At 52.4% G+C, this 22,617-nt stretch carries 22 protein-coding genes and 2 tRNA genes; 6 read left to right on the top strand and 18 right to left on the bottom strand.

Annotated elements, in window-relative coordinates; genetic code table 11:
• Positions 1-33: 33 nt before the first annotated feature.
• Complete coding sequence (locus AC0LWE_RS08365; protein ID WP_219347341.1) at positions 34-678, bottom strand: NAD(P)H-binding protein; 645 nt, start codon at positions 676-678, stop codon at positions 34-36.
• Positions 679-804: 126 nt separating this feature from the next.
• On the opposite strand from AC0LWE_RS08365, the gene AC0LWE_RS08360 reads away from it, so the two are divergent.
• Positions 805-1,323 carry a type 1 glutamine amidotransferase domain-containing protein gene (locus AC0LWE_RS08360; protein WP_131486397.1) on the top strand — a complete coding sequence of 173 codons (519 nt, stop codon included), beginning with the start codon at positions 805-807 and terminating at the stop codon, positions 1,321-1,323.
• Here AC0LWE_RS08360 and AC0LWE_RS08355 read toward each other — a convergent pair.
• A complete protein-coding gene (locus AC0LWE_RS08355) occupies positions 1,309-1,737 on the bottom strand; it encodes a YhbP family protein (RefSeq protein ID WP_219347340.1) in 429 nt (142 codons plus the stop codon). The two genes, AC0LWE_RS08360 and AC0LWE_RS08355, sit on opposite strands and share 15 nt — an antisense overlap.
• Before the next feature lie 14 nt (positions 1,738-1,751).
• On the opposite strand from AC0LWE_RS08355, the gene AC0LWE_RS08350 reads away from it, so the two are divergent.
• A complete protein-coding gene (locus tag AC0LWE_RS08350; protein WP_072241714.1) occupies positions 1,752-2,093 on the top strand; it encodes a GIY-YIG nuclease family protein in 342 nt (113 codons plus the stop codon).
• On the opposite strand, the gene AC0LWE_RS08345 is transcribed toward AC0LWE_RS08350, so the two are convergent.
• Positions 2,080-2,583 carry a GNAT family N-acetyltransferase gene (locus AC0LWE_RS08345; protein ID WP_059177361.1) on the bottom strand — a complete coding sequence of 168 codons (504 nt, stop codon included), beginning with the start codon at positions 2,581-2,583 and terminating at the stop codon, positions 2,080-2,082. The genes AC0LWE_RS08350 and AC0LWE_RS08345 overlap by 14 nt on opposite strands.
• The gene (gene ubiT, locus AC0LWE_RS08340) at positions 2,577-3,101 is read right to left on the bottom strand and encodes a ubiquinone anaerobic biosynthesis accessory factor UbiT (RefSeq protein WP_202668366.1); all 525 of its coding nucleotides are present in this window, start codon (positions 3,099-3,101) and stop codon (positions 2,577-2,579) included. Before ubiT ends, AC0LWE_RS08345 begins: the two co-directional genes overlap by 7 nt.
• A 219-nt stretch (positions 3,102-3,320) precedes the next feature.
• Between ubiT and ubiU the strand changes: the two genes are divergently transcribed.
• From ubiU to AC0LWE_RS08325, 3 genes are all read left to right on the top strand, one after another.
• On the top strand, positions 3,321-4,316 hold the full coding sequence (gene ubiU, locus AC0LWE_RS08335) for a ubiquinone anaerobic biosynthesis protein UbiU (protein WP_015960579.1): 996 nt from the start codon (positions 3,321-3,323) through the stop codon (positions 4,314-4,316).
• A gap of 8 nt (positions 4,317-4,324) precedes the next feature.
• A complete protein-coding gene (locus AC0LWE_RS08330) occupies positions 4,325-5,200 on the top strand; it encodes a U32 family peptidase (RefSeq protein ID WP_131486401.1) in 876 nt (291 codons plus the stop codon).
• A gap of 208 nt (positions 5,201-5,408) precedes the next feature.
• Positions 5,409-6,416: a luciferase-like monooxygenase gene (locus AC0LWE_RS08325; protein ID WP_059177358.1), complete on the top strand. Its 1,008-nt coding sequence runs from the start codon at positions 5,409-5,411 to the stop codon at positions 6,414-6,416.
• Positions 6,417-6,461: 45 nt separating this feature from the next.
• Here AC0LWE_RS08325 and mtr read toward each other — a convergent pair whose 3' ends face one another.
• The 12 genes from mtr to AC0LWE_RS08265 form a co-directional block, all read right to left on the bottom strand.
• Complete coding sequence (gene mtr / locus AC0LWE_RS08320; RefSeq protein WP_202694030.1) at positions 6,462-7,706, bottom strand: tryptophan permease; 1,245 nt, start codon at positions 7,704-7,706, stop codon at positions 6,462-6,464.
• Between the two features lie 142 nt (positions 7,707-7,848).
• Complete coding sequence (locus AC0LWE_RS08315) at positions 7,849-9,792, bottom strand: DEAD/DEAH family ATP-dependent RNA helicase (protein WP_059177356.1); 1,944 nt, start codon at positions 9,790-9,792, stop codon at positions 7,849-7,851.
• Positions 9,785-9,865 (bottom strand): protein YrbN, encoded by an 81-nt coding sequence (gene yrbN / locus AC0LWE_RS08310; RefSeq protein ID WP_097919743.1) that lies wholly within the window; start codon positions 9,863-9,865, stop codon positions 9,785-9,787. Before yrbN ends, AC0LWE_RS08315 begins: the two co-directional genes overlap by 8 nt.
• A 107-nt stretch (positions 9,866-9,972) precedes the next feature.
• Entirely contained in the window at positions 9,973-10,857 is an 885-nt protein-coding gene (gene nlpI / locus AC0LWE_RS08305) for a lipoprotein NlpI (protein WP_059177355.1), read from the bottom strand.
• Between the two features lie 107 nt (positions 10,858-10,964).
• Positions 10,965-13,100 (bottom strand): polyribonucleotide nucleotidyltransferase, encoded by a 2,136-nt coding sequence (gene pnp, locus AC0LWE_RS08300; protein ID WP_059177354.1) that lies wholly within the window; start codon positions 13,098-13,100, stop codon positions 10,965-10,967.
• A gap of 241 nt (positions 13,101-13,341) precedes the next feature.
• On the bottom strand, positions 13,342-13,611 hold the full coding sequence (gene rpsO / locus AC0LWE_RS08295) for a 30S ribosomal protein S15 (RefSeq protein ID WP_003861789.1): 270 nt from the start codon (positions 13,609-13,611) through the stop codon (positions 13,342-13,344).
• Positions 13,612-13,762: 151 nt separating this feature from the next.
• The gene (truB, locus tag AC0LWE_RS08290) at positions 13,763-14,707 is read right to left on the bottom strand and encodes a tRNA pseudouridine(55) synthase TruB (RefSeq protein ID WP_219347339.1); all 945 of its coding nucleotides are present in this window, start codon (positions 14,705-14,707) and stop codon (positions 13,763-13,765) included.
• Positions 14,707-15,108, bottom strand: a complete 402-nt coding sequence (gene rbfA, locus AC0LWE_RS08285; RefSeq protein WP_015960587.1) for a 30S ribosome-binding factor RbfA — start codon at positions 15,106-15,108, stop codon at positions 14,707-14,709. The genes truB and rbfA overlap by 1 nt, the downstream gene beginning before the upstream one ends.
• Positions 15,109-15,240: 132 nt before the next feature.
• Positions 15,241-17,937 carry a translation initiation factor IF-2 gene (gene infB, locus AC0LWE_RS08280; RefSeq protein WP_059177352.1) on the bottom strand — a complete coding sequence of 899 codons (2,697 nt, stop codon included), beginning with the start codon at positions 17,935-17,937 and terminating at the stop codon, positions 15,241-15,243.
• Positions 17,938-17,961: 24 nt separating this feature from the next.
• Positions 17,962-19,449, bottom strand: coding sequence for a transcription termination factor NusA (gene nusA, locus AC0LWE_RS08275; RefSeq protein ID WP_059177351.1), 1,488 nt, complete (start codon positions 19,447-19,449; stop codon positions 17,962-17,964).
• 28 nt (positions 19,450-19,477) lie between these two features.
• Positions 19,478-19,930, bottom strand: coding sequence for a ribosome maturation factor RimP (gene rimP / locus AC0LWE_RS08270; protein WP_059177350.1), 453 nt, complete (start codon positions 19,928-19,930; stop codon positions 19,478-19,480).
• A gap of 207 nt (positions 19,931-20,137) precedes the next feature.
• A tRNA-Met gene (locus tag AC0LWE_RS08265) sits at positions 20,138-20,214 on the bottom strand.
• Between the two features lie 344 nt (positions 20,215-20,558).
• Here AC0LWE_RS08265 and argG point away from each other — a divergent pair.
• Positions 20,559-21,905, top strand: a complete 1,347-nt coding sequence (argG, locus tag AC0LWE_RS08260; RefSeq protein ID WP_059177349.1) for an argininosuccinate synthase — start codon at positions 20,559-20,561, stop codon at positions 21,903-21,905.
• Positions 21,906-22,092: 187 nt separating this feature from the next.
• On the opposite strand, the gene AC0LWE_RS08255 is transcribed toward argG, so the two are convergent.
• Positions 22,093-22,179: transfer RNA gene (locus AC0LWE_RS08255), tRNA-Leu, on the bottom strand.
• 9 nt (positions 22,180-22,188) lie between these two features.
• The gene (gene secG, locus AC0LWE_RS08250) at positions 22,189-22,521 is read right to left on the bottom strand and encodes a preprotein translocase subunit SecG (protein WP_041689537.1); all 333 of its coding nucleotides are present in this window, start codon (positions 22,519-22,521) and stop codon (positions 22,189-22,191) included.
• Positions 22,522-22,617: the final 96 nt, after the last annotated feature.

Raw genomic sequence — 22,617 nt, 5'->3', positions numbered from 1 at the left:
TCCCGGGGAAAGTAATTAATAAGCCGGGGGAGTTTACGCCTCACTTTTTGCAATTTCACGCAGTTTTGCTGAGGGTATGATGTTGACCCCCTCCTGCGAGGGAGAGAACGCCTCGTGCAACATGGCACGCGCAACATCACGCGCCTGAATGGATTTCCAGTTTCCCGGCAAAAGCTGGAACAGCGGCGCGAAAATCGATTCATTAACGCGCTGCTTATCGCGATCCCCGAGCAGCATAGACGGACGCACGATGGTCAGCCGTTCCCAGTTTTGCGCGATCAATGCGTCCTCCATTTTCCCTTTCACCTGATTGTAGAAAAAGGGAGAACGGGCATTTGCTCCCATTGAGCTGACCACCAGAAAATGTTTCGCGCCCAGCTTTTTCGCCGTGAGTGCTGTATCAACCACCAGCGTATAGTCGGCGTGAATAAACGCCTCTTTGCTGCCGGCTTCACGACGCGTGGTGCCGAGACAGCAAAACGCGATATCAATTGGATCCTTCACCTGCGCGAGTGCATCGGTGAGCTGAGGATCGTAGGGGTTAAAGACGCCAGAAGTATCGGTCAATGGACGGCGTGTCGGCGCGGCAATGTAATTGACTTTGCGATCCTGTATCAACAGCCGTAGCAAATGGCCACCGACCAGTCCGGTAGTGCCTGTAATCAATACCTGGCTCATTTTATCTCCTTTACAGATTAGTCCGTATGCGGTTTCAGCCTGTTCGACCACACTGAGTAGTCTGTTGGGTAAGTATTTACCACAAACGCAGAAAAATCTGTCTGAAGCCAAAACAACGGAGGAAACATGAGCAAGAAAATAGCGGTCTTGATCACCGACGAGTTTGAAGATTCAGAATTCACCTCGCCTGCTGAGGCGTTCCGCAAAGCGGGACATGAAGTAGTGACAATAGATAAACAGGCGGGGAAAACGGTGAAAGGCCATAAAGGCGAGGCCAGCGTGACTATCGATAAGTCTATTGATGACGTCACAGCAGCTCAGTTCGACGCGCTCTTACTGCCGGGCGGCCACTCGCCGGATACCCTGCGCGGTGACGATCGCTTTGTCACGTTTACCCGTGATTTTGTCGCGAGCGGCAAACCTGTCTTTGCGATCTGTCATGGGCCGCAACTGCTGATCAGCGCTGACGTGGTGCGCGGGCGCAAACTTACGGCCGTCAAACCGATCGTGATTGATCTTAAAAACGCGGGTGCCGATTTTTACGATCAGGAAGTGGTGGTCGATCAGGATCAGCTGGTGACGAGCCGAACACCGGACGATCTCCCGGCGTTTAATCGTGAAGCGCTGCGCCTACTCGGCGCGTAGCCAGTGAAGCTTTTTGCCAAAGCCGAGGGTGTTGTCAGTGAACTTGAGCTCGTCAGGGCGAATTTCCCAGACGGGTGCTGACAACGCCAAAGCCACCGGAAAGCGGCGAGTATATTGCCTGCGCATGCTGTCGCTTTCCTCCCCTTCCAGACGACGAATCTCACCCTTAAACTGGACGCCGCGAATGAGCGCGACGTTTTTCGGCTGACCGTTTATTGTCCCGGCGACGTGAGCTCTCGTCCCGGTCATCTGGGCATGTCGCGTTTTGTCTTCGCTTAACACGTAAAACGCAACGCGGTCGGGATCGTAGTAATAAAACGCGTTAGCGCACCACAGCTCGCCCTCATGGTGCACACACCAGGTCACGACATGCTGCTTTGCCAGCCAGCGGTTAATGGCGGCCAGAGTTTCCATTTTTGCTCTCTCTCATGCTATGGTGCGTTCACCTTAAGATACTGAATATGCTTACCGTGTGCTGGTTTCTCTATCTCGTCAGAACGGCTGATAATGCGCTTTACACCGGAATTACCACCGACGTCGGGCGGCGTTTCCTTGAACATCAAACAGGGAAAGGCGCGAAAGCGCTGCGGGGAAAAGGTGAACTCTCACTGGCCTTTTCCGCGCCCGTTGGCGAGCGCTCACTGGCGCTGAAAATGGAGTACCGCATAAAGCAGCTGACGAAGCGTCAGAAAGAGCGCCTCGTCGCCGGAGACGGCTCATTTGAGGCACTATACGACAGCCTGCAAACGCCGCCTGTTAAAAGCGATTAAAGTGGTCGTGATACTCAACCAGACCGCTGACGCCGTTCAGTGCGTCATCTGCCAGACGATGCACCTGGAACGCGGTCTCAGTATTCGGCCAGCGGCAATGCAGATCGTACGGCGCTGCCGATTCGAACCCCAAACGTCCGTAAAATGCCGGATCGCCCAGCGTAACCACCGCCGCATAACCAAATTCATTCAGTGAATCCAGTCCTTCATAGACCAGCTTACGTGCCAGACCCTTACCGCGATAGTGTTCATCAACCGCCAGCGGGGCCATTCCAACCCACTGCAACTCTTCACCCTGAACGGCAACCGGACTAAACGCCACGTAGCCGACCACCTGACCTTCGTCATCGGTGGCCACCAGCCCCAGAGTGATCAGCCCGTCTTCACGGAGATCGTGCACCAGTCGGGCCTCACTTTCTTCCGGAAACGAACGACGTAACAATGCATCGATACCCGGTGCATCAATCCCTATTTCAACTCGAATCAGCATGGCTCACCCACTGAAGTGTGTTTACTCTCAGGCGGGGTTTTTAGCCCTGCCTCAACAAAATCGGCCATTTGCATCAGCACCACGCGCAGCGGCTTTGGCATCTGATCCAGTTCAATGGCATCCATTAAATTTTTGACGTACAGGCCCAGTTCGGTATCGCCTTCAATGACCAGACGACGCTGGAAAAAGAGCGTATCAGGATCCTGTTTTCGTGCGGCGATCATCAGCAGATCGCTGGCATCCGCGCTGAAACTAACGTCCGCCGTGGCGGAGTCGCTGACGATCAATTGGTCGTTTTCCACCGAGGTAAACCAGCGCAGTCCAATGTCACGCACTTCAATACTTAGCCAGCGACCTTCCAGAAACGCCAGCTCGCCCTCTTCAAGCGCCTGACGAAATTGCCAGCTGAGCATTTGCTCAAGAACCTGACGTTTAAGGGCGAAAGGCGTCAATTTTACCGGCACGCTCAACAGTGATGGGCCAAATTGGACGAGACGTGAACGCAGTTTATCCAGCACGAGTTTTACTCCCTGATATCGTTAATCCCGGTATTTTGCCATATCCGCCGACAGCCGTAGCGGCGTAAATCAACAAACGGTATTCCTGCAACATTCATTATTGGTGTCATCAATACGCCATTAGCTGCCTTAAATCAAAAATTGTCGCGCAGAGGTTAATTAAACTCCCCGTTCGTTAACAATTTTGTGCCCTCTGGGGCAGCGGACTCAGGATAAATTATGGAGCTGCTCTGTCCAGCCGGAAACCTCCCGGCACTTAAGGCGGCCATCGAAAATGGCGCCGACGCGGTCTATATCGGGCTGAAAGATGATACTAACGCCCGCCACTTTGCTGGCCTGAATTTCACGGAGAAAAAACTCCAGGAAGCCGTCAATTTCGTGCATCAGCACCGTCGTAAATTACATATCGCCATCAATACTTTTGCCCATCCCGATGGCTACGCTCGCTGGCAGCGCGCCGTAGATATGGCGGCTCAGCTTGGCGCGGATGCGCTGATCCTTGCTGACCTTGCCATGCTTGAGTATGCCGCAGAACGCTATCCGCATATTGAGCGCCATGTCTCTGTTCAGGCTTCCGCCACCAACGAAGAAGCTGTTCGCTTCTATCATCGTCACTTTGACGTGGCTCGCGTGGTATTGCCACGCGTGCTGTCTATTCATCAGGTTAAGCAACTGGCGCGCGTCTCGCCAGTTCCGCTGGAAGTTTTTGCCTTTGGTAGCCTGTGCATCATGGCGGAAGGGCGTTGCTACCTTTCCTCTTATTTGACGGGTGAATCACCGAATACCGTGGGCGCGTGTTCCCCTGCCCGCTTTGTCCGCTGGCAGCAAACGCCGCAAGGGCTGGAGTCTCGTCTTAACGACGTGCTTATCGACCGTTACCAGGACGGCGAAAATGCGGGCTATCCGACGCTGTGCAAAGGTCGCTATCTGGTGGATGGCGAGCGTTACCACGCGCTGGAAGAACCGACCAGCCTGAATACGCTGGAGCTGCTGCCAGAGCTGCTGGCCGCCAATATCGCTTCGGTCAAAATCGAAGGTCGTCAGCGCAGCCCGGCGTATGTTAGCCAGGTGGCAAAAGTGTGGCGTCAGGCAATTGACCGCTGCATGGCCGATCCGCAGAACTACGCCCCGCAGCCCGCCTGGATGGAGACGCTTGGCGCCATGTCTGAAGGCACGCAAACCACGCTGGGTGCCTATCACCGTAAATGGCAGTGAGATAATCAATGAAATATTCATTAGGACCGGTGCTCTATTACTGGTCAAAAGAGACGCTGGAAGATTTTTATCAGCAGGCAGCGACAAGCAGCGCCGATACGATTTATCTCGGTGAATCGGTGTGCAGTAAACGCCGCGCCACGAAAGTGGGCGAATGGCTGGAGATGGCTAAAAATCTGGCCGGCAGCGGAAAACAGGTGGTCCTTTCAACGCTGGCGCTGGTACAGGCGTCGTCAGAACTGGGGGAAATCAAACGCTACGTCGAGAACGGGGATTTCCTGCTGGAAGCCAGCGATCTCGGTGTGGTGAATATGTGCGCCGAGCGTAAACTGCCGTTCGTGGCCGGGCATGCGCTGAACTGCTACAACGCGGTGACGCTGCGCCTGCTGCTGAAACAAGGGATGACCCGCTGGTGTATGCCTGTTGAGTTATCCCGCGACTGGCTCGTCAATCTGCTGAACCAGTGCGACGATCTGGGCATCCGCGATCGGTTTGAAGTGGAAGTGTTGAGTTACGGACACCTGCCGCTGGCCTACTCCGCGCGCTGCTTTACCGCGCGTTCGGAAGACAAGCCCAAAGACGAATGTGAAACCTGCTGCATCAAATACCCGAACGGGCGCAGCATGTTATCGCAGGAAAATCAGCAGGTGTTTGTCCTCAACGGCATTCAGACGATGAGCGGTTACGTGTATAACCTCGGCAACGAATTAACGTCGATGCAGGGCGTGGTAGATATGGTACGTCTCTCCCCGCTGGATACCGACGTTTTCGCGATGCTGGATGCGTTCCGTGCCAATGAAAAAGGTGCCGTACCTTTGCCGTTGAAGGCAAACAGCGATTGCAACGGTTACTGGAAACGTCTGGCTGGTCTGGAACTCGCGTAACTCAATAGACACAAAAGCATTCAGGCTCTCCATCCAGGCAGCAAGTCTGAGAACCCCAAGGAGCTGACTCACGTCAGTGACTGGGGAAAAGAGGCAGCCCGCGAAGAGGCAGCGTGAAGGAAGACGAGTATAAAGCTCACTTTGTTAACAACGGTTATCAAATTTTAATGCACTATTAAAAGATTCACCGTCGACAAAGTGAGCTGTTATGACTGATAAATCCATTCCGTTTTCGGTGCTGGACCTGGCACCGATTCCCGAAGGTTCGTCTGCAAAGGACGCCTTCTCGCACTCTCTGGATCTTGCCCGTCTCGCGGAACAGCGCGGCTATCATCGCTACTGGCTGGCGGAACACCATAATATGGTGGGCATTGCCAGCGCCGCAACGTCGGTGCTGATTGGCTATCTGGCCGCCAATACCACGACGTTGCATCTCGGCTCGGGCGGTGTGATGCTGCCAAACCATTCTCCTCTCGTGATTGCTGAACAGTTTGGCACGCTGAATACGCTCTATCCTGGTCGTATCGATTTAGGCCTGGGACGCGCACCCGGCAGCGATCAGCCCACCATGCGTGCGCTGCGTCGCCATATGAGCGGTGATATTGATAACTTCCCGCGCGATGTGGCGGAACTGGTGGACTGGTTTGATGCACATGATCCTAATCCACAGGTGCGGCCGGTGCCGGGTTACGGCGAGCACGTTCCGGTATGGCTGTTAGGGTCAAGTCTTTATAGCGCACAGCTGGCGGCGCAGCTTGGACTGCCTTTTGCGTTTGCCTCGCATTTTGCACCGGATATGCTGCACCAGGCGCTGCATCTCTACCGCACTCACTTTAAACCGTCAGCACGGCTGGAAAAGCCGTATGCCATGGTGTGCATCAATATCATCGCTGCTGACAGCAATCGCGATGCGGAATTTTTGTTTACCTCGATGCAGCAAGCCTTCGCGAAGTTACGCCGTGGCGAAAGCGGACAGCTCCCGCCACCGGTGGAAAATATGCATCAGCTTTGGTCAGCATCGGAACAGTATGGTGTCCAGCAAGCGCTGAGCATGTCTCTGGTTGGGGATAAAGCGAAAGTACGGCACGGTCTGGAAGCGGTACTGCGTGAAACGCAGGCGGACGAGATTATGGTTAACGGGCAAATTTTCGATAATCAGGCGCGTTTGCACTCGTTTGATTTAGCGATGCAGGTGAAAGAAGAACTGTTGGGTTAATGTTGTGCATGCCCTCTCCCGCAGGGAGAGGGTGAAAATAGATACTTACTGATAAACCGGCAACAAATCAAAGCTCGACAGGATATGCACCAGCGCATTGCCGACGCCAAACACCAGAATCAGCGCAATCATCGGCTTCCCGCCCCAAACGCGGAATTTTGGGCTACCGAAGCGTTTACGTGATTTTCGTGCCAGCAATGCCGGAACAATTGCGGCCCAGATAGTTGCCGCTAACCCCGCATAGCCAATGGCATACAGGAAACCGTTCGGCCACATCAGCCCGCCAACGATGGGCGGCAAAAAGGTCAGCAGCGCAGTTTTTAACCGTCCAATGGCAGAATCATCAAAACCAAACAGATCGGCGAGATAGTCAAACAGACCCAGCGTCACCCCGAGGAAAGAACTCGCAACAGCGAAGTTTGAGAAGACAACTAACAGCAGATCCAGACTACGGCTGTTAAGGACACCGCTCAACGCCTGCACCAGCACGTCAATATTTCCGCCCTTCGCCGCGATACCGATGAACTCCGGACGCGGAATATTGCCCATCGTCCCTAACAACCAGATGATATAAAGCGCCAGCGCCAGCAGCGTGCCGTAGACCAGACAACGAATAATGGTGCGCGGATCTTTACCGTAATATTTCATCAGGCTCGGTACGTTGCCGTGATAACCAAATGACGCCAGACAGAACGGCAGCGTCATGAGCAAATACGGTGAGTAGGACGCGTTGCTTTCTGCCACGTTAAACAGCGTCGTTGGCGTGACATGCCCAAGCAGGCTGCCGAACGTCAGGAAGAAAGTAATAACTTTTGCGCCCAGCACAATCGCCGTCATACGACTGACCGCTTTGGTACTGATCCAGACGATAAATGACACTGCGAGAGCAAACGTCAGGCCCGCTAGTCGCGCCGGAACATTCAGCGACATCTCTGCAAAAGTATGGTGAAGAATAGAACCACTCGCAGAAATATAGGCGTAGGTGAGGATATACAGCACAAAGGCAATAGAGATGCCGTTGACCACGTTCCAGCGCTTGCCGAGCAAGTCTTTGGTAATAGTGTCGAAGCTCGACCCAATGCGATAGTTAAGGTTCGCCTCAAGGATCATCAGCCCGGAATGCAACATGCAGAACCAGGTAAACACCAACGCCGCCAGTGACCAGAAAAACCACGCACCCGACATCACCACCGGCAGAGAAAACATTCCCGCGCCAATAATGGTACCGCCGATAATCACCACGCCGCCAAGCAGCGAGGGTGACGTTTGTGTGGTCGTTAGTGTCGCCATACCGCCAATTCTCCAGTGAAAAATAGTGCTACTCAATCTAATGCGTCGCACTGTACCAGTACAGGAGTACAAAAGGAATAAAAAAAGCCCCGATAGTGGTTATCGGGGCTGTATATATTACTTTACGCTAGAGACGAAAGGCTTACGCGTCACGACGACGAGCAGGAGCAGCACCTTCTTCGCGACGTGGACCACGGTTTTCACGACGTTCACCGCTGAAGCGACCAGCACCAGCAGGTGCTGCGCCATCACGACGAGGACCGCGACCGCCTTCACGACGCTCACCGCCACCGAAGCTACGACGCTCGCCCGCAGGACGATCGCCTTCACGACGAGGACCACGGTCTGGACGCGGCTGGGCATCACCCATCAACTGCATGTTCATCGGCTTGTTCAGAATGCGGGTGCGAGTAAAGTGCTGAAGAACTTCGCCCGGCATGCCTTTAGGCAGCTCGATGGTTGAGTGGGTACCAAACAGTTTGATGTTACCAATGTAACGGCTGCTGATGTCACCTTCGTTAGCGATAGCGCCAACGATATGACGAACTTCAACACCATCATCACGGCCAACTTCAATACGGTACAGTTCCATATCGCCAGCTTCACGACGTTCACGACGTGGACGCTCTTCACCAGCAGCGCCAGCAGCACGTTCTGGACGTGGGCCACGATCGTTACGATCGCCACGGTCATTACGGTCGCGACGCTCAAAGCGCTCGTCACGTTCACGGAATTCACGCTTAGGACGCATCGGTGCATCAGCTGGCACGATCAGAGCGCGTTCGCCCTGGGCCATTTTCAGCAGCGCTGCAGCCAGCGTTTCGATATCCAGCTCTTCGCCTTCTGCAATTGGCTTGATTTGCGTCAGCAGTTCACGATATTTGTCCAGATCGCTGCTTTCCAGCTGCTGCTGTACTTTAGCGGCGAACTTCTCCAGACGGCGTTTGCCCAGCAGCTCTGCGTTAGGCAGATCTGCTTCTGGAATGGTCAGCTTCATGGTGCGTTCAATGTTACGCAGCAGACGACGCTCGCGGTTCTCAACGAACAGCAGCGCACGACCCGCACGACCCGCACGACCGGTACGACCGATACGGTGCACGTAAGACTCAGAGTCCATCGGGATGTCGTAGTTAACAACCAGGCTGATACGTTCAACATCCAGACCACGTGCTGCAACGTCAGTTGCAATCAGAATATCCAGACGACCGTCTTTCAGACGTTCCAGAGTCTGCTCACGCAGTGACTGGTTCATGTCACCGTTCAGCGCGGCGCTGTTATAACCGCTACGCTCCAACGCTTCAGCCACTTCCAGAGTCGCATTTTTGGTACGAACGAAGATAATCGCCGCATCAAAATCTTCTGCTTCCAGGAAACGTACCAGCGCTTCGTTTTTACGCATTCCGTGTACCGACCAGAAAGTCTGGCTGATGTCCGGGCGCGTCGTTACGCTAGACTGGATACGCACTTCCTGCGGATCCTTCATGAAACGACGGGTGATACGACGGATCGCTTCTGGCATGGTTGCAGAGAACAGAGCGGTCTGATGACCTTCTGGGATCTGCGCCATAATCGTTTCTACGTCTTCGATGAAGCCCATGCGGAGCATTTCGTCAGCTTCATCCAGTACCAGACCTTTCAGTTTAGAGAGATCCAGCGTACCGCGTTTCAGGTGATCCAGCAGACGACCCGGCGTACCGACGACAATCTGTGGACCCTGACGCAGGGCGCGTAACTGCACGTCATAACGCTGGCCGCCGTAAAGGGCTACCACGTTCACGCCGCGCATGTGTTTAGAGAATTCAGTCATAGCTTCCGCCACCTGAACAGCCAGTTCACGGGTCGGAGCCAATACGAGGATCTGCGGTGCACGCAGTTCCGGATCAATGTTGTTCAGCAGCGGCAGCGAGAATGCTGCAGTTTTACCACTGCCAGTCTGGGCCATGCCCAGCACGTCACGACCAGAGAGCAAATGCGGGATGCATTCTGCCTGGATCGGAGATGGTTTTTCGTAACCCAGATCGGTAAGGGCTTCAAGGATAGGAGCCTTCAGCCCCAGATCTGCAAAAGTGGTTTCGAATTCAGCCATGTAGTACAAGTGCCTCGATATTAATGGCGGCCAGTCTACATAACTCATCGTGAAAATGATTAGCGATTTTCATTGAAAAGTGTGAACCGGCTCAAAGTAGGTGTATTGACGAACAACAACGCCCTCACCAGTTAAGGTGATGGCAATCAAAAGATTACGGGCTGATGTTTATGTCGTCAGCTATTGCTGGTCCGATTCTGCCAGGTCATCTTGCTCCTGGCCCAAGAGCGATAATTCCAACAATGCATAACGGTGCTCAACGAAGTTGTGTACGTTGTTAGCGACCGCTAATTTGAACAGTGCCGTAGCGCTGTCCATATCCCCCAGACTTAGGTAGTACTTACCTAAATAGAAGTTGGTTTCACTGAGATGCTCAGCGAGCGAGGTGTTATCCGTTGCGTCCGCCTTGAGCCGATCCATTAGCGTTGCTTCGCTAATGTTGCCCAGGTAGAACTCGACAATGTTCCATCCCCATTGTTCCTTGTCCGATTTCTCGAAGCGCTGTTTTAACGCCTCTTTTGCCTGCTTCTCATTGAGCTTCTGCTCAACAATGTAAAGCCACAGGACACGGAAAGGATCATTAGGATCGTCTTGATAAAACGCCAGCAGATCATCTTGCGCTATCTTGTCGCGACCGCCGTAATACAATGCGATACCGCGATTCAAGTGCGCGTAGTTGTAAGTTGGATCAAGCTCAAGTACAGAATCAAACGCTTCATAGGCAGCATCAAAATTGCCTGCCTGCGTTAAATATATACCTAAGTAATTGAATACTTCAGGCATATCAGGTCGGATTGCCAGCGCTTGTGAAAAATCATTTCGCGCTAGTGCCCTCAGACCGAGACTATCATACAACACTCCGCGCTCATATAAAAGCTGTGCGCGTTCATCATCGGTTAAAGCCCGACTGGCAAGAATTTGTTCCATGCGTGCCAGAATCACTTCTTGCTGCAAAGTGGGTTGCAATGGCACTGCGAGAACTTCGCTCTTACGCCAGGCAGAGTTGCTGCATCCTGCCAGCGTTAAAGCTGTCGCAACGAAACACCAGCGCAAAAAAGGCTTCATTTCCACTCCCGAAGACAACTATTGGATGAACGTCCTGTCCCCCGGCTGCTAACAAGGCGTCCTGCCTGATAATAGGCCCTCCGCTACAGCGGAGGGCAAATGCAACCTTACTCGCCTTGCTCTGCGGCCGGCGCTTCCGGCGCGGCAGCAGGCTGAGACTGCTCGGTTGCTTCTTTGATGCTAAGACGAACACGGCCCTGACGATCAACTTCCAGAACTTTAACTGGAACTTCCTGACCCATCTGCAGGTAATCGGTCACTTTCTCAACACGCTTGTCAGCGATCTGAGAGATGTGAACCAGACCTTCTTTACCGCCACCAATGGCAACGAATGCGCCAAAGTCAACGATACGCGTCACTTTACCATTGTAGATACGACCCACTTCGATTTCTGCCGTAATCTCTTCGATACGACGAATTGCGAATTTCGCTTTCTCACCGTCGGTCGCTGCGATTTTAACAGTACCGTCGTCTTCGATTTCGATGGTGGTGCCTGTTTCTTCGGTCAGAGCACGGATAACAGAACCGCCTTTACCGATAACATCTTTGATCTTGTCTGGACTGATCTTGATGGTGTGGATGCGCGGTGCGAACTGAGAAATGTCGCCGCGTGGCGCGTTAATCGCCTGCTCCATCACGCCCAGGATGTGCAGACGCGCACCTTTAGCCTGGTTCAGTGCAACCTGCATGATCTCTTTGGTGATGCCTTCAATTTTGATATCCATCTGCAGCGCAGAGATACCTTCGCGGGAACCCGCGACTTTGAAGTCCATATCACCCAGGTGATCTTCGTCGCCCAGAATGTCAGACAGAACAACAAAGTTGTCGCCTTCTTTCACCAGGCCCATTGCGATACCCGCAACAGCAGCTTTGATCGGTACGCCAGCATCCATCAGAGCCAGAGATGCGCCACACACGGAAGCCATGGAAGAAGAACCGTTAGATTCGGTGATTTCAGAAACCACACGCACGGTGTACGGGAATTTGTCAGCTTCTGGCATAACAGCCAGTACGCCACGCTTCGCCAGACGACCGTGACCGATTTCACGACGCTTCGGCGAGCCCACCATACCGGTTTCACCTACGGAGTACGGAGGGAAGTTGTAGTGGAACAGGAAGCTGTCAGTGCGATCGCCCATCAGTTCGTCGATGTTCTGCGCATCACGTGCAGTACCCAAGGTCGCAGTTACCAGCGCCTGAGTTTCGCCACGGGTGAACAGTGCAGAACCGTGAGTACGTGGCAGAACGCCAGTACGCACATCCAGACCACGGATCATGTCTTTTTCACGGCCATCGATACGCGGCTCGCCAGCCAGAACACGGCTACGAACAGCATTTTTCTCGATAGCGTGCAGAATTTCGCTCAGTTCGTTAGCATCCAGAGAGTCATCTTCTGCAACCAGCGTAGCGATGGTTTCAGATTTGATTACATCAATCTGCGCATAACGTTCTTGTTTGTCAGTAATGCGGTATGCATCGCTAAGACGTGCTTCCGCCAGTGCAGCAACGCGCGCATTCAGCGCTTCGTTGACAACTTCTGGCTGCCAGTCCCAACGTGGTTTACCGGCTTCTTTAACCAGATCTTTGATGTTTTCGATAACGATCTGCTGCTGCTCGTGGCCGAAGACCACTGCGCCCAGCATCTGGTCTTCGCTCAGCAGTTCTGCTTCGGATTCAACCATCAACACTGCAGCTTCGGTACCTGCAACAACCAGATCCAGCTTACTTTCTTTCAGCTCATCTTGCGTTGGGTTCAGAACGTACTGGTCATTGATATAACCAACGCGAGCAGAACCGATAGGACCGTTGAACGGAAGACCAGACAGAGACAGCGCAGCGGATGCGCCAATCATCGCAACGATGTCCGGGTTAACCTGTGGGTTAACGGAAACAACGGTGGCAATAACCTGAACTTCGTTAATGAAGCCTTCTGGGAACAGCGGACGAACCGGGCGGTCAATCAGACGCGCAATCAGGGTTTCGCCTTCGCTTGGACGGCCTTCACGACGGAAGAAGCCACCAGGGATTTTACCCGCAGCGTAAGTACGCTCTTGATAGTTAACGGTCAGCGGGAAGAAGTCCTGGCCTGGCTTAGTTTTTTTCTGGCCAACTACGGTCACGAATACAGCAGTGTCATCCATGCTTACCATAACGGCAGCAGTAGCCTGACGTGCCATCATGCCGGTTTCCAGCGTGACGGTATGCTGACCATACTGGAATTTACGAACGATCGGATTCAGCAAAATTCTGTCCTTTCTTAATGGATGACAGCACACCCACGGTGTGCTGTCGATTTAACCCGACCTTCTTCGCATCCTCGCGACTAATGACAACCGACACCCCCATGGGTGAAGCCTCTCATTAGCCGCGCGAACCTCTGCAAGGAAGATCATTTATAGCAACAATACAATAGTTTCCAGTGAATTGCTGCCGTCTGGTTGAAAAAAGGGGCCATTAGGCCCCTTTTTCTGAAACTCGCAAGACTTAGCGACGCAGGCCCAGACGCTCGATCAGCGCGGTATAGCGTGCAACATCTTTACGTTTCAGGTAGTCGAGCAGTTTACGACGCTGAGAAACCATACGCAGCAGACCACGACGGCTGTGGTGATCTTTTTTGTGCTCTGCAAAGTGACCCTGCAGGTGGTTAATCTGTGCGGTCAGCAGTGCAACCTGAACTTCGGTAGAACCGCTGTCGTTAGTACCACGACCGAACTCGGAAACGATTTTAGCTTTAGCTTCAACGCTTAGAGACATGATGAACTCCAAAAATATAAAGAATGAAAGGGTGCCGATCTCTAATTCAGCAACCCCAGTTTACGCCCTGCAAAATGTTAAACACTTTGCCGGACGTTAAGCGGCGATATTCTACTCGTCTCACCTGGTTATCGCAAGGCAAGTCACTCGCTTAAACCGGATATTCAACAACCAGGCGACGCGGTGCCACACGGCCCTCATCGTCGATTTCACCCATGCCGATGAACGTATTTTCTTCACCTTCAGTGACGCGAACCAGACCCCGTTGTGGCGTCTCTGTCGTACGTACCGGATTACCATTTTTAAAGTAAACTGAAGACGTTAACGGCAAATTAACTACCGGGAAATCAGACGCTGGACTGTCCATTGGCATCAGCAGGGGATCAAGTAAATCCGCAGGTGAAATCCCCTGCGTTTCCGCTTGCTCTACCAATTCACGAAGTTGTTCAAGCGTTACCATACGTTCGACCGGGTACTTACTGACGGCGAGGCGACGTAAATAAATCACATGCGCGCCACAACCCAGTTTCTCGCCCAGATCATCAATGATGGTACGAATATAAGTGCCTTTCGAACAGTGCACTTCGAGCTCCAGCTCATCACCTTCGTGGCGAATGAATAACAGCTCATACACAGTGATCGGACGGGCTTCGCGCGGGACGTCTACCCCCTGACGCGCATATTCGTATAGCTTTTTGCCTTGGTATTTCAGCGCCGAATACATCGACGGCACCTGGAGGGTTTCGCCACGGAAACTTTCCAGCGCAGCATCAAGCTGTTCGGCACTAAACGCCACCGGGCGTTCTTCGACAACCTGACCATCCGCATCGGACGTATCGGTGCGCTGACCCAGTTTTGCGATGACGCGATAGCGCTTATCAGAATCGAGCAGATACTGGGAAAACTTTGTCGCCTCACCCAGACAAACGGGCAGCATACCTGTTGCCAGCGGATCCAGCGCGCCGGTGTGTCCGGCACGGTTTGCGTTATAAATACGCTTAACTTTTTGCAGCACGTCGTTACTGGATGCACCTTGTGGTTTATCCAGCAACAGCACGCCATGCACGTCGCGACCGCGACGACGAGGACGACTCATCAGTCTTCCTTTTCGTCATCCGGGTTAACACGACGCTCATCGTCATGCTTAACCACAGTGGTCACGAGGTTAGACATACGCATGCCTTCAACTAACGAGTTATCGTAGAAGAAAGTCAGTTCAGGCACGATGCGCAGACGCATCGCTTTACCGAGCAGAGAACGGATAAATCCGGACGCTTCCTGCAAGGCTTTAATACCGTTCTTAACCGCCGCTTCATCTTGATCATTGAGGAACGTGACGAACACTTTGGCGTATGCCAGGTCACGAGACATTTCAACACCAGAAACGGTCGTCATCATGCCGACGCGCGGGTCTTTGATTTCACGCTGCAGGATGAGTGCGATTTCTTTCTGCATCTCCTGAGCAACACGCTGCGGGCGACCAAATTCTTTCGCCATAATAAATTCTCCAGACAAAAAAGGGGCTATTAGCCCCTTTTAAAATTATTGCCGGGTGGCGCTTCGCTAACCCGGCCTGCACGTTTTAATCCACTGAGTCATTCGGGCGCTAAGGCCCGAGGACGCTATGAATTAAGCGATGCTACGTTGGATCTCGATGATTTCGAACACTTCGATCATATCGCCAACGCGAACGTCGTTGTAGTTCTTCACGCCGATACCACATTCCATGCCGTTACGGACTTCGTTAACGTCATCTTTGAAGCGGCGCAGGGATTCCAGCTCGCCTTCGTAGATAACCACGTTGTCACGCAGAACGCGGATTGGGTTGTGACGTTTAATGGTACCTTCGGTGACCATACAGCCCGCGATCGCACCAAACTTAGGCGATTTAAACACGTCACGAACTTCAGCCAGACCGATGATCTGCTGTTTCAGTTCCGGAGACAGCATGCCGCTCATCGCAGCTTTCACTTCGTCAATCAGATGATAGATGACGGAGTAGTAGCGCAGATCCAGGCTTTCTGAATCGATAACTTTACGTGCAGAGGCATCAGCACGCACGTTGAAGCCAACCAGAATCGCGTTCGAAGCAGCCGCCAGCGTGGCGTCGGTTTCGGTGATACCACCGACACCAGAACCGATGATTTTTACTTTCACTTCGTCGGTAGACAGTTTCAGTAAAGAATCGGAGATCGCTTCCACAGAACCCTGAACGTCCGCTTTCAGTACGACGTTCACTTCGTGAACTTCGCCGTCAGTCATGTTAGCGAACATATTCTCGAGTTTAGATTTCTGCTGACGAGCCAGTTTAACTTCACGGAATTTGCCCTGACGATACAGTGCAACTTCACGCGCTTTTTTCTCGTCACGAACAACGGTCACTTCGTCACCGGCAGCCGGAACACCGGACAGACCCAGGATTTCCACTGGAATGGATGGACCTGCTTCCAGTACTTCCTGACCCAGTTCGTTACGCATCGCACGAACACGGCCGTATTCGAAGCCACACAGCACGATATCGCCCTTGTTCAGCGTACCTTCGCGAACCAGTACGGTAGCAACTGGACCACGACCTTTATCCAGGAAGGATTCGATCACTGCGCCGCTTGCCATGCCGTTGCGAACCGCTTTCAGCTCCAGAACTTCAGCTTGCAGCAGGATAGCGTTCAGCAGGTCATCAATACCGGTACCCGCTTTCGCAGAAACTGGGATGAACTGAGATTCACCGCCCCACTCTTCCGGCATCACGCCGTACTGAGACAGTTCGGTTTTAACGCGATCCATGTCTGCTTCAGGCTTATCGATTTTGTTGACTGCAACAACGACCGGTACCTGCGCCGCTTTTGCGTGCTGGATAGCTTCGATCGTCTGCGGCATCACGCCATCGTCTGCTGCAACAACCAGAACAACGATATCCGTTGCCTGAGCACCACGAGCACGCATAGAGGTAAACGCGGCGTGACCCGGGGTATCCAGGAAGGTGATCATACCGTTGTCTGTTTCAACATGGTAAGCACCGATATGCTGGGTAATGCCGCCTGCTTCGCCGGATGCCACTTTCGTAGAACGAATGTAGTCAAGCAGAGAGGTTTTACCGTGGTCAACGTGACCCATGATGGTCACAACCGGTGCGCGAGACTCTGCCGCAGCGCCAGTGTCACGGTCGCTCATTACTGCTTCTTCCAGCTCGTTTTCACGACGCAGGGTAACTTTATGGCCCATCTCTTCAGCAACCAGCTGCGCTGTTTCCTGATCGATAACCTGGTTGATGGTTGCCATAGCGCCCAGTTTCATCATCGCTTTGATGACCTGAGAGCCTTTAACAGCCATTTTGTTCGCCAGATCGCCAACGGTGATGGTTTCGCCAATCACAACGTCACGGTTAACGGCTTGAGCTGGTTTCTGGAAGCCCTGCTGTAAAGATGAACCTTTACGCTTGCCACCTTTGCCACCGCGACCCGCAGCACGCGCTTCTTCGCGGTCTGCTTTGGATTCAGCGTGTTTGTTGCCTTTCTTCTGAGGACGAGCAGCTTTTGTCGCAGTACGCGTACGGCTACGGTTACCTTCAACCTCACGGTCGTTTTCGTCTTCAGCCTGGCGAGCGTGCTGAGAAGTGGTGACGTGATAATCGCTCTTATCCTCTTCACCTTTCGCTTTCTCTTGCTCAGCCCAAACGCCTGCATTTTCTTCAGCCATACGACGGGCTTCTTCCGCTACACGACGCGCATCTTCTTCGAGTTTGCGACGGGCTTCTTCTTCCGCTTTGCGCTTCAGCTCCGCAGCTTCATTTTCACGGCGGGCTTTTTCTGTCTGGGCAGTTTTGGTCATTTCGTCAGTCTGTTGATTGCTCACTTTGTCTTTTTCCGCAGCGTCGCGCTTCGCTTTATCATGTGCATCGCGCTTCGCTTTTTCTGCGGCCTCACGTTCAGCTTTTAATACGGCCTCACGTTTAGCTGTTTCAACAGCCTCACGCTGAGCTTGCTCTTCCGCTTCACGCTGTGCCTGCTCTTCCGCTGCAAGGCGCTCGGCCTCTTGCGGATCACGTTTTACAAAGGTGCGTGTCTTGCGGACTTCGATTTGTACCGATTTACTTTTTCCACCGGTACCTGGAATACTCAACGTGCTACGCGTTTTGCGCTGCAACGTCAGCTTATCAGGCGTAGAACCGTGTTCACGGTTCAGGTGCGCTAACAGCGTTTGTTTTTCTTGCGCGGTTACCGAATCATCAGCCGCCTTCGGGATCCCTGCATCAGCAAATTGCTGTACCAGGCGCTCCACGGAGGTCTGAATCTCAGTAGCCAGCGATTTTACAGTTACATCAGTCATGCTGTTCCTTCCTGCTACAGTTTATTACGCTTCGTCGCCGAACCAGCAAATATTACGTGCGGCCATGATGAGTTCGCCGGCTTTCTCGTCGGTTAAACCTTCGATATCAGCCAGGTCATCAACGCCTTGCTCAGCGAGATCTTCCAGCGTACAAACACCATGGGCAGCCAGCTTGAACGCAATCGCACGATCAAGACCTTCTAAATTCAGCAGGTCATCAGCCGGCTTGTTATCACCAAGGCTTTCTTCCTGAGCCAGTGCCAGGGTGGTCAGTGCGTTTTTAGCGCGTTCACGCAGGGCTTCAACGGTTGCTTCATCCAGGCCGTCAATTTCCAGCAGTTCTTTGATTGGCACATAGGCCAGTTCTTCAAGCGAAGAGAAACCTTCTTCGACCAGGACAGTTGCGAAATCTTCGTCAATTTCCAGGTACTTCGTGAAGGTCGCGATCGCGGCATGAGCTTCAGCCTGATGCTTCGCATGCAGATCATCAACAGTCATCACGTTCAGATCCCAACCACTCAGTTGAGAAGCCAAACGTACGTTCTGACCGTTACGACCGATAGCCTGCGCCAGGTTACCGGCTTCAACAGCGATATCCATGGTGTGCTTGTCTTCGTCGACCACAATGGAAGCAACATCTGCCGGAGCCATCGCGTTAATCACGAATTGCGCCGGGTTGTCGTCCCAAAGGATGATGTCGATACGCTCACCGCCCAGTTCAGTTGATACAGCCTGAACGCGCGCACCACGCATACCGACGCAAGCACCGACTGGGTCGATACGCTTGTCGTTGGTTTTTACCGCGATTTTAGCGCGTGAACCCGGATCGCGGGCCGCTGCTTTGATCTCGATAAGTTCTTCACCAATTTCTGGTACTTCAATGCGGAACAGTTCAATCAGCATCTCTGCTTTAGAACGTGTAACGAACAGCTGCGCACCGCGCGCTTCTGGACGTACCGCATACAGAACACCGCGGATGCGGTCGCCTGGACGGAAGTTCTCACGCGGCAACATATCTTCGCGCAGGATAACCGCTTCCGCATTGCTACCCAGATCAAGCGCGATGTTGTCACGGTTAACTTTCTTCACAACGCCAGTGATGATTTCACCTTCGTGTGAACGGAACTGATCAACCACCATGGCGCGTTCAGCTTCACGTACTTTCTGTACGATAACCTGCTTTGCCGTTTGGGTAGTGATACGGTCAAACGTCACCGATTCAATCTGATCTTCAACATATTCGCCGACATTGAAGCTTTCGTCTTCGTAACGAGCCGCTTCCAGCGTAATTTCTTTAGTCGGTTGGGTCACTTCTTCAACAATAACCCAACGACGGAATGTATCGAAGTCACCGCTTTTACGATCGATTTCTACGCGAACATCGATCTCTTGTTCGTATTTTTTCTTGGTTGCTGTAGCCAGTGCACTTTCCAGCGCTTCGAAAATCTTCTCACGCGGCAGTGATTTCTCGTTAGAGACGGCTTCAACAACAGCCAAAATTTCTTTGTTCATCGCGGGCTTTTCACCTCAATCCAGACTGTTAAAAGTGGGGAACCAGGTTCGCCTTCTGGATATTACTCAGCGCGAACACTTCATCTTTGCCTTCGACTGTTACTGTGATCATCTCACCATCAACGGCCTTAATAACGCCCTGCCATTTACGGCGGTTTTGCACGGCCATACGCAGTACGATAGCCACTTCTTCACCAATATAGTGAGTGTAGTGTTCAGCAGTAAACATTGGACGATGGAGGCCAGGCGAGGAAACTTCCAGGTTGTAGGCAACAGTAATAGGATCTTCAACGTCAAGAACCGCACTGACCTGGTGGCTAACATCAGCACAATCATCAACATTGATGCCATCTTCACTATCAATATAGATGCGCAGCGTGGATGTACGGCTGCGAATAAATTCGATGCCGACCAGTTCGTAGCCCAGTGCTTCGACCGGTGCTTTAATCATCTCTGTTAATTTTTGCTCTAATGTGGACAAGCCCACCCCCAAGACGTAAAAAAAGGGCCTAAAGCCCAGTTATTCTGTAGTCAGATAACAAAAAACCCCGATAAATCGGGGCTTTAGATAACTGAACCCTATAGCCGCAACTGCGGCCTGGAGCACTTTCTGAAAGAATTTTTTCAAATCCAGCTACGAAGCCGCTATGTCTTCACAGTATATTTGAAAAAGAACTTTATAGGAAAGTGGTTGCGGGGGCCGGATTTGAACCGACGACCTTCGGGTTATGAGCCCGACGAGCTACCAGGCTGCTCCACCCCGCGCCTGAAACGTGGCAAATTTTACTCGTTTTGGGTAAAAAATGCAAATAATGCTGGGATTTGGTACCGAGGACGGGACTTTAAATCGGCGTTTAGTATATTGATAGTTAACCCCACCTGTCAACCCTACAAGCTATGCGTTTTGCTGAATAAGCTAGCACGCCCTATTCTGTTCTGACGTCTGCATGTCTAGCGGCCTAAACAGTGGGAAATTTTTACAAAAAACTCACGAATCTCTTCCGGTCATTGGCAAAAGATGATTAAATGAAAACTCACTTATTTTGCATAAACATGCAAAGAGAACTGAAAGCGGTCTCTCATCAGTCAATCAAGCAGGGTTTTATTTTATGACGACGATTCTCAAGCATCTTCCGGTAGGACAACGTATAGGCATCGCTTTTTCTGGCGGCCTGGATACTAGCGCTGCACTCCTGTGGATGCGCCAAAAGGGAGCGGTTCCTTATGCATATACAGCGAACCTGGGTCAGCCGGATGAGGAAGATTATGATGCGATTCCTCGTCGCGCCATGGAATACGGTGCAGAGAACGCACGTCTGATTGACTGCCGTAAGCAACTGGTTGCTGAGGGCATCGCAGCCATTCAATGCGGTGCTTTCCACAACACGACGGGCGGCCTGACCTATTTCAACACCACGCCTCTGGGCCGCGCAGTTACCGGTACGATGCTGGTGGCGGCCATGAAAGATGATGGCGTGAATATTTGGGGCGACGGCAGTACCTATAAAGGTAACGATATCGAACGTTTCTATCGTTACGGCCTGCTGACCAACGCAGAGTTGCAGATTTATAAACCTTGGCTGGACACGGATTTCATTGATGAACTGGGTGGCCGTCAGGAAATGTCTGAGTTTATGGTGGCTTCCGGCTTTGACTACAAAATGTCTGCCGAGAAAGCGTACTCCACCGACTCCAACATGTTGGGCGCGACGCACGAAGCGAAGGATCTTGAGTTCCTGAACTCTAGCGTGAAAATCGTCAATCCCATCATGGGCGTGAAGTTCTGGGATGAAAGCGTCAAGATTCAGGCTGAGGAAGTGACTGTCCGTTTCGAACGTGGTCATCCGGTAGCACTGAACGGCCAGACCTTCTCTGATGATGTAGAGCTGATGCTGGAAGCAAATCGCATTGGTGGTCGTCACGGTTTAGGCATGAGCGATCAGATTGAAAACCGCATCATCGAAGCGAAAAGCCGCGGGATCTATGAAGCACCGGGAATGGCACTGCTGCACATTGCTTACGAGCGTCTGCTGACCGGTATTCACAACGAAGACACCATTGAGCAGTACCACTCTCATGGTCGCCAGTTGGGTAAATTGCTGTATCAGGGCCGTTGGTTCGATCCACAGGCGTTGATGCTGCGTGATGCGCTGCAACGCTGGGTCGCCAGCGCCATTACGGGTGAAGTGACGCTGGAACTACGTCGCGGCAACGACTACTCCATCCTGAATACGGTGTCTGACAACCTGACGTATAAAGCTGAACGCCTGACCATGGAGAAAGGGGATTCTGTCTTCTCTCCGGATGATCGTATCGGCCAATTAACGATGCGTAATCTGGATATCACCGACACGCGTGAGAAACTGTTTAATTACATTGAAACCGGTTTGCTCTCTGCGTCTTCCGGTAATGGCCTGCCGCAGGTTGAGAATCTGGAACACAGCGATAAAAAGTAATCGCGAATAAAAATACAAAAGGCGCCGAAGGGCGCCTTTTTTGTGTCTGTCTGATATCGGCCACTAATGCCAACTATCGCTTTCTATCGAGCATAGTGGCAACGGTCACCACGCTGCGATTGTCTGGACACGCTCAAACCTACAGACGAAAAAAAAGACATCTTTCGATGTCTTTCTTCTGGAATATTGGTACCGAGGATGGGACTCGAACCCACAAGCCCGTTAGGGCACTACCACCTCAAGGTAGCGTGTCTACCAATTCCACCACCTCGGTACTGAAACCTTACTGCGGGATATCGCTGGTCGGCTTAGCCGGTTCAGCTGGCTGAGTCTGCTCGGTTTTAGACGGAGCATTCAGGTTTTCCCACTCGCTTCCTTTGCTGGTCTTGTTGCTATTGATGTTGCCAAGCGCCAGACTGATAATGAAGAACAGCGTAGCCAGAATCGCCGTTGTACGGGTCATGAAGTTCGAAGAACCACTTGAGCCAAACAGCGTACCGGAAGCGCCTGCTCCGAAGGAGGCTCCCATATCAGCGCCTTTACCTTGCTGCAGCATGATCAGCGCTACGAGAGCGATGGCTACAATAAGGAAAACAACTAAAAGAGCTTCGTACATAATCAACCTGTTCCTTGCGGATTTGCCGCATACCAATGCTTCGACCAATTTAGCAGGATTTTTGTTTCCCACTGAAGCGGGTGTGAATACTAACCA

It is taken from the genome of Lelliottia sp. RD5, assembly GCF_056032945.1.
Note: the sequence above shows the minus strand (reverse complement) of the source record. Positions and strands in the feature narration are given on the sequence as shown.